The sequence below is a fragment of the Candidatus Izemoplasma sp. genome (assembly GCF_982632705.1).
Genome location: NZ_CEXEES010000045.1, coordinates 1 through 13,072 on the forward strand (window position 1 = coordinate 1; position 13,072 = coordinate 13,072).

The 13,072-nt window shown below is 31.0% G+C and carries 11 protein-coding genes; 2 read left to right on the forward strand and 9 right to left on the reverse strand.

Annotated features, from left to right (window positions below; all coding sequences use genetic code 11):
• From AC2LE6_RS06575 to AC2LE6_RS06585, 3 genes are all read right to left on the reverse strand, one after another.
• Positions 1-558 (reverse strand): hypothetical protein (locus tag AC2LE6_RS06575; protein WP_484478467.1); only part of this gene is annotated, 558 nt, incomplete at its 3' end.
• 320 nt (positions 559-878) lie between these two features.
• Positions 879-1,961, reverse strand: a complete 1,083-nt coding sequence (locus tag AC2LE6_RS06580) for a hypothetical protein (RefSeq protein WP_484478468.1) — start codon at positions 1,959-1,961, stop codon at positions 879-881.
• 475 nt (positions 1,962-2,436) lie between these two features.
• Positions 2,437-4,980: a hypothetical protein gene (locus AC2LE6_RS06585; protein WP_484478469.1), complete on the reverse strand. Its 2,544-nt coding sequence runs from the start codon at positions 4,978-4,980 to the stop codon at positions 2,437-2,439.
• 143 nt (positions 4,981-5,123) lie between these two features.
• On the opposite strand from AC2LE6_RS06585, the gene AC2LE6_RS06590 reads away from it, so the two are divergent.
• Positions 5,124-7,487, forward strand: coding sequence for an FtsX-like permease family protein (locus tag AC2LE6_RS06590; protein WP_484478470.1), 2,364 nt, complete (start codon positions 5,124-5,126; stop codon positions 7,485-7,487).
• Positions 7,488-7,522: 35 nt separating this feature from the next.
• Here the strand turns inward: AC2LE6_RS06590 and AC2LE6_RS06595 are convergent, their stop codons facing one another.
• The gene (locus AC2LE6_RS06595) at positions 7,523-7,996 is read right to left on the reverse strand and encodes a glutathione peroxidase (RefSeq protein WP_484478471.1); all 474 of its coding nucleotides are present in this window, start codon (positions 7,994-7,996) and stop codon (positions 7,523-7,525) included.
• A gap of 171 nt (positions 7,997-8,167) precedes the next feature.
• On the opposite strand from AC2LE6_RS06595, the gene AC2LE6_RS06600 reads away from it, so the two are divergent.
• Entirely contained in the window at positions 8,168-8,782 is a 615-nt protein-coding gene (locus AC2LE6_RS06600) for a TetR/AcrR family transcriptional regulator (protein WP_484478472.1), read from the forward strand.
• A 164-nt stretch (positions 8,783-8,946) separates the two neighbouring features.
• On the opposite strand, the gene AC2LE6_RS06605 is transcribed toward AC2LE6_RS06600, so the two are convergent.
• The 5 genes from AC2LE6_RS06605 to AC2LE6_RS06625 form a co-directional block, all read right to left on the reverse strand.
• Positions 8,947-10,050, reverse strand: coding sequence for a DUF1700 domain-containing protein (locus tag AC2LE6_RS06605; RefSeq protein ID WP_484478473.1), 1,104 nt, complete (start codon positions 10,048-10,050; stop codon positions 8,947-8,949).
• Entirely contained in the window at positions 10,047-10,364 is a 318-nt protein-coding gene (locus tag AC2LE6_RS06610; protein ID WP_484478474.1) for a PadR family transcriptional regulator, read from the reverse strand. The genes AC2LE6_RS06605 and AC2LE6_RS06610 overlap by 4 nt, the downstream gene beginning before the upstream one ends.
• A 74-nt stretch (positions 10,365-10,438) precedes the next feature.
• A complete protein-coding gene (locus AC2LE6_RS06615) occupies positions 10,439-10,567 on the reverse strand; it encodes a hypothetical protein (protein WP_484478475.1) in 129 nt (42 codons plus the stop codon).
• A 98-nt stretch (positions 10,568-10,665) separates the two neighbouring features.
• Positions 10,666-11,523 (reverse strand): DegV family protein, encoded by an 858-nt coding sequence (locus tag AC2LE6_RS06620; RefSeq protein ID WP_484478476.1) that lies wholly within the window; start codon positions 11,521-11,523, stop codon positions 10,666-10,668.
• Between the two features lie 54 nt (positions 11,524-11,577).
• Positions 11,578-13,072 (reverse strand): EAL domain-containing protein (locus tag AC2LE6_RS06625; protein WP_484478477.1); only part of this gene is annotated, 1,495 nt, incomplete at its 5' end.

Here is a 13,072-nt window from a genome sequence, read left to right on the forward strand (position 1 = left end):
GATATATTCAAGATCAGTATAATCGGTACCTGTGTAATCAAGTACGATTGATTGATCAATATATTTCTTTTCAAAATCTAATCTAAATTGAATGATTAGTTGTTCTGTTAAAGATCTTGCATCTTCTTCTGATATTCCTAGTTTTTTAAAATCCAATGATAATTTAAACTGTGTAGCGAAATATGTGACTTGTTCTCCATTTTCCAATCCTTGAGCAATCAATGCTTCAATGTCATTTGGAACAACAGGAGTCAATGAAACTGCATCTCTTACATCAGTCTCTGCTAAATCTAATCCAACTTCTTGGATTGATGCTTCAATTACTGAAGGTTCAACTGCATTTGTATATTCAAAACGTTCTCCGTTTGGATATTCACCTCTACCTACTCCATCCCATTGAATCGAGACATAAGTAACCATTGTTTCATTTGAATTATTATAAACAAATCCACCTATTCCAAATAAAACTAGCCCTAGTATAAACACTAGTCCTAAGATGTATTTTTGCTTCCATACGACGTTAAAAAGTTCCTTTAAACTAATTTCTTTTTCTTCCATGGTAACCCTCCTAATGATATATAACTGGATATCTAAATATCCATGATAGTATTTTCCTTTTGATTACATTAGATTATAGCATTTTTTAGTTAAAAATGATATATATATTTCATATAGTCAATAATTTATTTTTATACTCCATTAAAAAAAGCCAGCTACAGACTGGCTTTTTTTAAGTTATAAATAGTTTGTTTTAAACAACAAAAATAGATATGTGTAACCCGTTACACAATGAATATAATAAAACATTATATCTGAAAAATCAAGATGTAATTTATAGATATTGTTTACATATTAAAAAAGAGACGAATTCGTCTCTTTTACTCAAATACATTTATAAAGAAATCATAATCGATGTCTACTCTTGTACCATCGTTAGCAGCTACTATTAGTGTATATATAACATCTGCTTCTAAAGTCATAGAATTAATGAATGATGACGAATCAAATGCCCCTTCGAATACAGGTGTATATGTATCATCAAGTATTAAGAAATACAATGAATCTTCTTCTGATATGTCTATGTTAATATCAATTACATATCTATCATTTTCATCTACTTCGAAGAAGAAACAATCCCCATCGTATTCAAAGTCGATTGAACCTGTATAGTGTTGCCCAAATATTCTGTTACCTGATAGAGATAAACTATCTAGGTTGTTTGGGTAATCATCTTCTTTATAGACAGATGGTAATACGTCTTCTTTAGACTTATTATCTTCTGTATAGAATGTATGTGTAATTGCTATTTCTAATTCTAAATCATCTATTGTTTCTGATATTGTTCCATTTGCTAGATTATCCAAATGGAATAGGTAATCACAGTAGAATGATGTTGGGTGACACCACATCTCAATTCCAACTTCTTCATCTATATAAGATGGACCAGCAACTGACAACAAATATTCTTGCATCATTTCTGAAGTATCAGAAATTTTTATTTCTTTATACCAGTGATCATAACCTTGATCTTCATCTGGTTCTATATCTTCAAATTCGATGTTAAACGCATCTATGAATGTAAAATCACTTCCATAATCCATAAAATCAACTCTATACCTTGATGGTACTTCCATATAATCAAAATCTACATCATCATAATCATATAGATATGTTATCCCATTTGTTGTTTCTATGTAGTAGAAATAACTATCTCCATCCATAAAGTAATTTGTGTATTCTAGATATGTAAATCCTTCATCATAATCATAATAGTATACTTCTTTATATTCATCTGCTATAAAGGGACCACTATATGTCCAAATAATCTCCATTTTAAACTCAACTGCATCTTCAATATTTACATTTTGCATTGTCTTTGGAACGACTTCTTCTGCAAATAAATCACAACCACTTAACCCAAATATAAAGAAAACTGATAAAACAACTAATATCTTTTTCATTTATAACATCTCCTCATCTACTAAATAATACGTGAAACCAATAAAAAATGCAAGACGATATGTCCTGCATTCTTCAATAAAACAAATCAACAATAAGAAAGGAGATTTGTCTAGGTTCCTGTCATAAAATAAAAAATCAGCATACACAAAAGTAGCTGATCTGCTACTTATCCCCTTAGACTTAAATAGTATAACATATTATGTCACCTTTGTGACAAAATATTGAATTTTTTTCTATTTGATAATCCAGTCACTAAAGCGTTAACCCCTATAAATAGGAAAGAACCGCATCTCTGCGGCTCTTAAGGAAGGGGATGTGTGAATATAAAAATATTCACCATGCTATGTAAGGGATAAGTGTAGCATTTCTGCTACAACTATAGTATACACCTTATTGGTATTTTTATCAAACTAAAATGCTCAACATGAATTAAAAAAGGTTATTCGAAATTCGAATAACCTTTTAGTATAAGTCTTAATCCCAGTCTTCAGAAACGTAACCTGGGTCTGCATCTGATGGACTAATCCAATCAGGGAATTCTAAGTTACCTTGTCCACTTGCTTCTAAGTGAATGTACCAAGAACCATCATATAATTCTGCGACAACTATATTTGAATCATATAAGTCATAATAGTTAGTGTCAATACCTGCGATATATGGAGATACATCTCCCCAAGTTAATACTTGATTACTATCACAAGATGTTTGAGCACAGTATAATTGAGCTGCCGCTTCAACTGCTAATGCGTCAGCGTAGATCCATTCTGCATCCCAACCAAAGTCCACTTCGTAGTTATCCATATCTTCATCTAATAAGTACATTAAGAATAATTTAGTCGTAGAGTAATTAGCTGGATCAATCTTAGCTAAGTACATTTGGTATTCAGCAGCACTCGGTGCACCTGAATCATTTCCAACAACCTCTTCTAATTCTAATTTAGTAATTACATCAGTAAATACTCTTGTACCATCGATCCAATATAAATCAATACTTACAACTGGATCCATTACAGTTCCACTTACAGTGATCATTGATAAATCATGATCAAATGCAGGTGATACATAAATCATTGCATCTGTTAATGAAGTTGTTGTTCCAACTAATAAGTCCATATCATCATATTCGTTCATTATATCGTATTCAACGTCATCCATAACGTCCCATACATACATGATTAAACTAAACTTAGCGAAGTCTTCAGCTATTTCGTTTGCAACACTTACATTTGTAGGTATTGTTACTGTAGCACCTTCTTCAACTTTAATTGTTATTTCTAATTTTTCAATAGGATTGTCTGAAGCATCCATACCTTCTGAATTGAATAATTCAACAAGTACATTTGCTAAATCAATTTTAATTTCCATATAATCCAGTGATGCTGGATTATATAACATTCCAACTTCAATTGGTCCTAATTGGTTTAATCCGTTTTCAATTTCATCTAGAGGAACTACTTCGCACTCTGCACCCACTGGGCAATTAACAGGTGCTACATAAGGCATCTCGAATGAATTGAATGAATCCATATACCAATAGAAATCATTGAATAAATCATTTGCTAATGTACCATAGTTATCTAATGTGATAGTTGTAAGTACATTATTATCTTCTGTTGCTTCAACATTTAATACTGCCATGTTGTTTTGTACATAATATTCCATTGTGAAATATTCTGCGAACATACTTAAGTTTTCAAATCCTAATTCGATGTCTTCGACAAATGCGAATACATCTTCTAAATACATTACAGTTTCACTGAATGGAGCTAAGATTGATGCTGTTTGTGGAGCAGTTGTTCCTAATCCAGCTACATATACATCAAATGCATCTTGTCCATCAAAGATAGCTTGGAATAGTTCTGATAACATGATTTCTTCAGCGTAGAACGCTTCGTAATCTAATGCATCCATTGCATCTACTAATGCATCAAAGTCTAAACCATCCATTTCTGATAAATCACTTTCAGGATCTAATAAGATTTCCATAACGATGAAATGTGCTAAATCACCATTTTGGTGATGTAAGAATACTTCTAATGCATCAAAGTCTTCTACTTCCATCATGAAATAATCTTGTTCTTCAACTGTTAATTGGTTAAACCAAGCAACAAAACCAGTTGTTTCTAAGACAACAAGTTGTCCTGAGAAATCATAACCAGGTAACGCTAATTCTACAGCAACTTGATTTTCAACTAACCAATTGCTTACAACGTCAGCTACAACTACAACATCAAAGTCTGTTAACATTGTGTTGAAATCTACTGCGTCTAATAAAGCTTCTGCTTGTACAAAGTCTTCATCTAGAATGTATTCAACGAATAATCCTAAATCAACACCGTAAGAACCAAAATCAAATCCTAATTCTAATTCAACTTCATCTTGTAAGTCGTAGAAGAAATTCGCTCCTACTTCTTTCCAAAATACTTCTTTAAGCATTTCTTTTAAAACTTCGATTTCGATTACATTTGCTAAAGTATCATCAAATTTAAATTGAACCCAATCTTCAGTTAACCCAACTGCATCCATAGCATCTAATACTTCAGTTTGCATTTCGTCGGCTAATAATTGTCTGATGTCTGCGATATTTACATATACGTGAACACCAGTTTCAACTTCTACATATAATACTTCAGATGAAACCACGATTTCTTCTCCATCAATCAACATTGTTTGCGTCATTTGACGATGCATTTTATTCATTTCTCCAAATACGTAACTATCAACCATTTCTAAATTGATATTTACTGTAGTATATCCATCATCTATAATTGCATCAAACGTAATTGTTTGCGTCATTGATTCTGAGAAATCCATGTTGTCCATAACTAATTCGACATGTTCCATTGAACCGTCCCAATTAGCAATAACTGTGTCAGCTAATAGAATATTTGGATCACAATCTGGACCAGATGGGTCTTCTATACAATCAAGAATATCTTCTGGATTGTCAAACACATCACAAGCTCCTAATCCGAATACTGCTAATAAACTAACAAATAATAATAAAAACTTTTTCATTTTTTCACCCTTTCTTGAAAAATGTTTATTTTGCTTCACACTTATAGTATACCACTGACTTATGTAAATTTTGTGATTTTACAGTAATAAATTTATTATCCAAAACATAAAATAAAATGTATAATATACGAGAGGTACCTTATATGAAACTTCTATTGAAAGACCAAGTACAGAAACTTAAAAAAAACTGGGTACAGTTCATATCTTTAAGCTTGTTAGTGATAATCATATCACTAACCTTTACTGCGGTTAAAAGCAGTATAGAAAGGCTAGAAACCAACTACGAGCCATTCCTTGAAGAATATAATGTAGAAGATTTCTATTTCTCAATTGATGAGATAGATGTTAATTATTTATCAGGTACGGCTTTCACAGAACTATGTTCGGCAATGCATATTTTACCTGAATGTGGAATCGCCGTTTCTCTTGATACACCTGAATCTATGAATGACTTAAATGTTCTAATCAATCAAAAAATCAAAGAGTCTCCACATTTGTATGAACAATTTGTTGATGGATATCTTCATTACTTTGAAGATGAATATGGATTCGAAATAGAAAAACAACTGGTAATTGATATTAAAGAAGATGGACATAGTTTCAAGTTTCTATCTATTCATGAAGATATCAACCTTCCATATTTACTAGATGGAAGATTACCTATCTCATCCAATGAAATAATGATATTCAAAGAATATGCAGAATTGAATGATTTAGAATTATTAGACGAATTAACAATTGATGGTAGAGCCTATACAATTGTAGGTTATGCATACAGTCCTGAATTCTTGTTCCCGATATTAAACTTCTCAACAATTCAGTTTGATGCCCAAACACAAACATTGGTGTTCGCTAAAGAACAAACCATTAGAATGACAGGACATAATCTATTTTACCGATACGCGGTAAAAGGAGATTTATCACAAATCGCAGAAATTGATTCATATAGTACCGTTCAAAACATTGATCGTTCTTCTCTTGGAAGACATATGCAGATGGTTAGTGTGTTATTACCTAGTGATTTGAACTACCGTATTATCACATTAAAACTAGAAGTAGAGAATGCATCTGTCTTTATAGACTTATTCATAACAACATTTATGATAGTATTGTCTTTATTAATCTTATTGTTTATCAAGCGATACATTGATAAATATAAAAAGGATATTGATATCCTATCATCTATGGGATACACAAAAAAAGAAATAACACTATCCTATATGTTATTCCCATTCTTACTAAGTACAACTAGTATAATTGGTTATGTAATTGGACTACTATTATCAAGTAGGTTATTTAACTTATATAGTAGTCGATACTTCTTTCCAAAGGCAGAGTTCGACTTTTCATTAAAAGTAGCTCTAATAGCCATTTTGGTTCCAATTATAGTTATATCAGTGGTTAGTTATATCTTTATATATATAACAATAGATAAAAAGAAGAAAACAATTAAAAGAATCAAATTAAAAATATTTAAATATATACCTCTTAAAACAGTTACTCAGTTATCTATTATCTTTATATTAATAAACAGTATATTATTATTTGGATTGAATGGTAATAATATGTTTAGTGAATTTGTTGATGTCACTTCACTTGGGAATAACTATGAAGAAATGGTTGTCCTTCGTTATTTTGATAACTCTGTGGTTGATGAGGATTATGAAACTTTTACTAGAATTTATGGATCAATCAATAGCATCAACAACAATGAACTTGATAACTATAGAACAACAATTTATGGAATCAATGATTCTGTTACTATGAAAGCATTGATTGATAATGATATTCAGCAGAACTCATTACTGGATGAAGGGGCAATTATAAGTGAGTATTTAGCTGAATTAACAAATGCAGAGATTGGAGATACAATCACCTTTACCGTTGGAGCTGATGAAATCACATATGTGATTAAAGGAATTTCAAATGAGTTAATAGAAAGTAATATATTTATTAGACAGAATGAACTAAATGAACTCTATGGACTTGATGAGGATATGTATAATGGGATTTATACAGATGATGATGCATATAGTTCATCAATCATCCAAATGAGATTAAACTATAATAAATCAGTATTAGAAGTAACTTCAATACTAAATATATCAAGTATCATCATATCTATCATATCTGTTCTAAGTATTATTCTTGGATTATATATATTTGGATTACTTATGATTTTGTACTTAACAGAGAATAAACATAACATCGCAATATTACAGTCACTCGGATATACAAATAAAGAAGTTAACATAAAATATACATCAGGAGTTGCCGTTATCCTCTTTGTGACGTACTTGGTTTCTATACCAATTACATGGTTATTTCTTGACTTGATGCTTAAAAGTATTATGAATATAGTAGGTTTCAAGCTGATATTGACGCTTAAACCAGTCAACATAGTCATAGGCCTTTTATTCTTAGTCATATTATTCGGTTTATCGATAGTGTTTATATCGCGTTATAACAAGCAAATTAGTATTCCAGAAGCTTTAAAAGAACAATAAAAAAAGAGAGTAAATTATTACTCTCTTTCTATTATTTATAGTGCAAGTTCTATATCCTGTATAAGATCTTTTGGTTTTGTCGTTGGAGCAAATCTTTTAATTATCGCTCCATCTCTACCGATTAAGAATTTTTCAAAATTCCATTTTACGTTTTTATTGGTTCTTTCTTTCGCATTTGAAATCAAATACTTGTATAAATCATGTTGGTTTTTCCCTTTAACAAAGACCTTCTTATACATTTCAAACGACACTCCATAGTTCAACTGACAAAACTCCATTATCTCTTCATTTGTACCTGGATCTTGTCTCAAAAACTGGTTACTTGGGAACCCAAGTATACGTAATCCTTTATCTTTATATGCATTATGTAACTCTTCTAAACCTTCAAACTGTGGTGTTAAACCACATTTTGATGCAGTGTTTACTATTAGAATCAAGTCACCTTTGTACTTGTTTAGGGTCGATTTGTCCCCATTCATGCTTTCAACTTCTATATCAAAAATACTCATTTTTACCTACCTCCTATCTCTATTATAGCCAAAAGGCTAGAAAAAGGGTAGTTATACACATAGTTTTCCACAAGTTTTCCACATTGACCTATTTTCTTTTGACAAAGTGGTCAAACATTTGATACTATGGACTTGACCAATTTTTTGTTTGGTATTGAAAGGGTGATTAAAATGAGTGAATTCATAAACACAGATGACGCTAGAAGAAGTCGAATATTAGAGGCTTCGTTAGTAGAATTCGCAGACAAAGGCTACAAAAAAGCATCAACAAATACGATTGTACGTGAGGCCAATGTTTCAAAAGGTTTACTCTTCCATTACTTTAATAGTAAAAAGGAATTATACTTACACTTATACAAACATGCAAGAGAAGCAATTACTAATGAATTATATGAGAAAGTTAACTTCGCAGATCGTGACGTTTTAAATAGAATGCAACAATCAACGTTAGTTAAAATAGAATCTTATCTACAACATCCATTGTTTGTAGAGTTATTTGAGACTGCAAGTAAACTATTAGATCCTGATATGATCCAAGAGATTATAGCACTAAACAAAAAGACTACTGAAGAATCGTATGAAAAGTTATTTAGCAATATAGACTATTATGCATTTGAAGATACATTAAATGTAGATCGTTGTTTAGAAGTTGTTAGATGGACTGTTGATAAGATTAGTTTAGAGTGGAAAAACTCTAATGCTACCTTAGACAAAGAAGCGTTTGAAAATCTAGAAATGGATATTATTCATTACTTAGATTTATTTAGAGAAGCTTTCTATAGATAATAAAAAAAGAGGGATGCCTCTTTTTTTATTTGTTCAAAAAGAAAAAAGGTGCTTTACGCACCTTTTTTTTGTTGCCTCACTCTCTTTCCTTTTAATCCCTAAAAGAGTTAGAACTACTTTTATAATAGTATAAAATTCATGACGATATGTGAATTTTTAATGAATTATGCTTCTTTTATAATAGCTGTGATTGGAATGATTAAGAATGCCAACCACGCCCATGCCCATGCACCTAAGAAGTATCCTAACAACATAAATATTGTTAATGATAAAAATGGTGTTAAGGCTATTGTTCTCTCGTTTCCTGATACTTCTCTGTTAATTGCATATACTGGAATGATCAAGAATATTAACCATGTAATCAACCATGCTTGTGTTAGTAAACTAACAATTAGGTAAGCAATCCCCGAAACAAGTACTGCGATTTTATATCCTTTAGGTACATCTTCATCACTAGCGAAGATTACGATGTTTCCATTATAGATGTAGAATACTATAAGTGGTAAGAATGCAAATCCACCTAGATACCATTCATCGAACTCATATCCGATGTATAGATATAGTGCTGCTCCAAATACGATAGAAGTCATAATGAACAATGCTTTTCCAAATGGTTTCTCATGAGTTGCCCCAATGAATGGAACGATCAAGAATATTAACCAACCTGGATGATAGTATCCCATTTCACCAATATACAGATATGCAATCAATGCTGCAAATGGACTTAATGCTGTTATTAGTGTTTTAAAGTCCATATCTTTTCTAGAGTTGAATACACCTAGAATAGGAATGATGATGAATACGATCCAACCTGGATGCCATAATCCATATTGCATACCAAGTATGTAATATGCGATACTTGCTGCAAACGGGCTTAATGCCGTTGTGACATGAGGATCTTTATCTCTTGTCATTTCAACTATGATAGCTATAACAGGAATGAATAAGAATACCATCCATGAATATACCCATTCATTAAATCCAAATCCTAAGACAAAAAATGCTATAAGAGAAATAAATGGTGAAACTGCAATAAGTTTAGTTCTGTTATCAGATGGTTTAGGTATTTTTTTATATCCTTCTACTAAACTTCTAATAATGCTTTTAGGTTTCCCTAGTTTTTCTTCAACTTCTTCGATAGACATTCCTCTGTCAATCCAGTTGTCGTACATATCACTATAATCATTTAATATGTCTTGTTTTTCGTCTTGATCCATTTCATAACGATCCAATAATGTTTTTAGTTGTAATAAATATTCGTTTTTCATGCTTCACTACCTCCTAATATACGGTAAACACTTTTAATAAACTTCCCGAATTCACTTTCGTATATTTGCAATTGCTCCAGTCCTTCTTCGTTTATTTTGTAATACTTTCTTGGAGCACCTACGCTCATTGTTTCTTTATATGTGTTAAAATATTCTGCTTTTGTTAATCTTCTTAAGATCGGATATATTGTATTTTCATTCACTTCGATTTCTTTGCTAATTGTTTCAATTACCTCGAAGCCATACATATCTTTTCTAGAAATCATCTTTAACACACACATTTCAATAACTCCTTTTTTAAATTGCGGATTCATTTTGCTACCTCCTTTAATGTGTATTGCACAAATAGTTTGTAAAAAAAATTTGTGTCTTTCCTTTTATAAGGGTATTACTTTGAGAATCTTTTTTGTGTTTGAATCATCTTATGGTAATCTCTGCCTTTTTTAATTTCTTCTAAAACAACAGATTTATCAATGCCATTATATATCATTTGTGATAATTGTGTATTACTTAACATATAATTACCTCCTTTAATGTGTATTGCACACTTATATACTATCATCCTACTGTGCATTACACAAGTACTTTTTAAAAAAAAGATGAAATTTAATCATTTCATCTTTGTATATAGTATCCTAAACCAATAGTTCCAGGACCACCATGCGCACCTACTACAGCCGTTAAAGGCACACTAGGTATCTCTGTTAATTCTGGGTTTAATTCTTTTAATCTTTCTATTATAAAGTCTCTTGTTTCTGGATTATTCGCATGAATAATGAATGGCAATGCATTTAATCCTTTTGTTTCTTCAACATATAAATTGATTAATCTGTTGATTGCTTTTTTGAATGTTCTTATTTTATCAAACGATTCTACTTTACCTTCTTTACTAATATGTAAGACAGGTTTTATTTTTAATGTGTTCGCAATAAATCCTGATGCAGTACTTAGTCTACCATTCTTTATTAAGTAGGTAAGTTCCTTAACAGCAAAGTATATTTTATTGTTGTCTCTTATGTACTCTAGTTCTTCTAATATCTCAGGAATCTCTTTATTATTTTTTATCATCTCTGATGCCTTTAGTGCCATAAGAGCTTGTGGGTACGTTACTGTTTTTGAATCGAAAGAGTACACTTCTAATTCAGGAACTTCTTTTGCTGCCATCATAGATGCATTATAAATTCCACTCATATGTTGCGATATCGAAATCACGATACAATGTGTATATCCTTCTTTAACTAAATTCTCATACATCTCAATCATTTTACCAAGCGGGAAATAACTACTACTTGGAAATACTGATTTATCTTCTTCTAATCTTTTGTAGAACTCATCTGCGCTTATATCAATATAATCTAGATAATCTTCATCTCCTAGGTGCAGGGTAGATCTAAATATTTTGATGTCATAATCATGATCAATATAATCCAAACATGCATTGCTACAACTTATCACAGCTATTTTTTTATCCATAATATCCTCCTATAAATTCAAATATATTATAACACAAAAAGAGTAGAAAATACTCTACTCTTTTTGTTTTGATATATTATTTTTTATTAATGCAAATGCGTCTTCAAGTGGTACTCCTTTACTGAACAAGTATCCTTGATAGAATGGACAATCAAACTCTTTTAAGTAATCTAATGTCTCGACACTATCTACACCTTCTGCAACAAGTTTACACTTTAATACTTTAGCGATAGACTTCAGTGTCATCAACAATGTTTGGTTAAATGTGTTTGTTGTGTAATCACGAACAAATGATTTATCAATCTTAATCGCGTATAGAGGAAACTTTGAGATATAACTTAAACTACTATATCCAGTTCCAAAATCATCGATTGCTACTTTAATACCTTTATCATTCAATTTATTGAATAAGGTAATTAAGTACTCGTCATCTTCAACTTGATGACTCTCAGTTAATTCTAATACAATTTGTCCTTTTGTTAATCTTGCTTGGTTGTATGCTGTAGTAATATTATGAACATACTCATCATTTATACTTAACGCTGATGCGTTAAGACTTAAGAAGTAATCCTCTTCTGGATACTCTTTGTTTAATCGTCTCATTATTTGTAACATTTTCTTAAACACTATTTCATCTAATATCTGAATTTTACCATTACGTTCTAAACTCAGAACTACTTCTTCTGTTGGTAATGTGTTTCCAAAATCATCAAATGCTCTTGTTAAACATTCAAATCCAGAAATGATATTTGTTTGAACGTCTACTATCGGCATCAAAAATACCTCAAACAATTCTAAATTCAATCCACCAACCATTTTATCAAAATCTTCATTGGTTGATGCGTGTTTAATTTTATCTGCTTCATAGTACTTAAATACTTCTTTATCATATCTTGATATTTGCATTGAAGTTAAATGGGCGTTCATTACAAGTTCTTCAACTGTTTTACCATCTCTTGGATAACTAACAATCCCAACAGTGATTCCTAATCTAGCGCGTATATTTCCGCTTGAGATATCGGTTTCAAAGATATTCGATATACGTCTCATCATATTTGTAATCTCGCTCTTAGAGTCCGATTTAATTGATATGACATATTCATCTCCACCATATCGATACATCTCAGAGTTGTTTCTTAATACTCTTTGAATCAATCCTGTGGTTTTCCTTAATAGTTCTGTTGTTTTATAATGTCCAAACTTCTCATTTATATGTTTAAGATTTACAACGTTTATAAAGGCTAAGAAGAATTTGTCTTTTTGTTTTGTCTGCTCAGCGACATCATCGTATAATCTTTCAATATTAAACAATTCAGTTTCACTATCAAAATTCTTTCGATAATCAAGATCAGTTGATAGTACTTTGATCTTGTCTGTGTCTTTATAGATATATATTCCAGAAATTAACATTACCAGGGAAACTATAACTACAAATGCAAAATACTGTAATGAAAGAATAATAGCAAATGAGTAATCTACTCTACCACCTATTTTGATAGTCGTTTCACCAACTGTCAATTCTTGTAGTTCATAATCTTTAAGTACACCC

What these genes read in the sequence shown, in the direction of transcription:
- AC2LE6_RS06610 (WP_484478474.1), bottom strand. Translation starts at nt 10,364, where the DNA reads ATGAATCCGCAATTTAAAAAAGGAGTTATTGAAATGTGTGTGTTAAAG.
- AC2LE6_RS06585 (WP_484478469.1), bottom strand. Translation starts at nt 4,980, where the DNA reads ATGAAAAAGTTTTTATTATTATTTGTTAGTTTATTAGCAGTATTCGGA.
- AC2LE6_RS06620 (WP_484478476.1), bottom strand. Translation starts at nt 11,523, where the DNA reads ATGGATAAAAAAATAGCTGTGATAAGTTGTAGCAATGCATGTTTGGAT.
- AC2LE6_RS06590 (WP_484478470.1), top strand. Translation starts at nt 5,124, where the DNA reads ATGAAACTTCTATTGAAAGACCAAGTACAGAAACTTAAAAAAAACTGG.
- AC2LE6_RS06580 (WP_484478468.1), bottom strand. Translation starts at nt 1,961, where the DNA reads ATGAAAAAGATATTAGTTGTTTTATCAGTTTTCTTTATATTTGGGTTA.
- AC2LE6_RS06605 (WP_484478473.1), bottom strand. Translation starts at nt 10,050, where the DNA reads ATGAAAAACGAATATTTATTACAACTAAAAACATTATTGGATCGTTAT.
- AC2LE6_RS06600 (WP_484478472.1), top strand. Translation starts at nt 8,168, where the DNA reads ATGAGTGAATTCATAAACACAGATGACGCTAGAAGAAGTCGAATATTA.
- AC2LE6_RS06595 (WP_484478471.1), bottom strand. Translation starts at nt 7,996, where the DNA reads ATGAGTATTTTTGATATAGAAGTTGAAAGCATGAATGGGGACAAATCG.
- AC2LE6_RS06615 (WP_484478475.1), bottom strand. Translation starts at nt 10,567, where the DNA reads ATGTTAAGTAATACACAATTATCACAAATGATATATAATGGCATTGAT.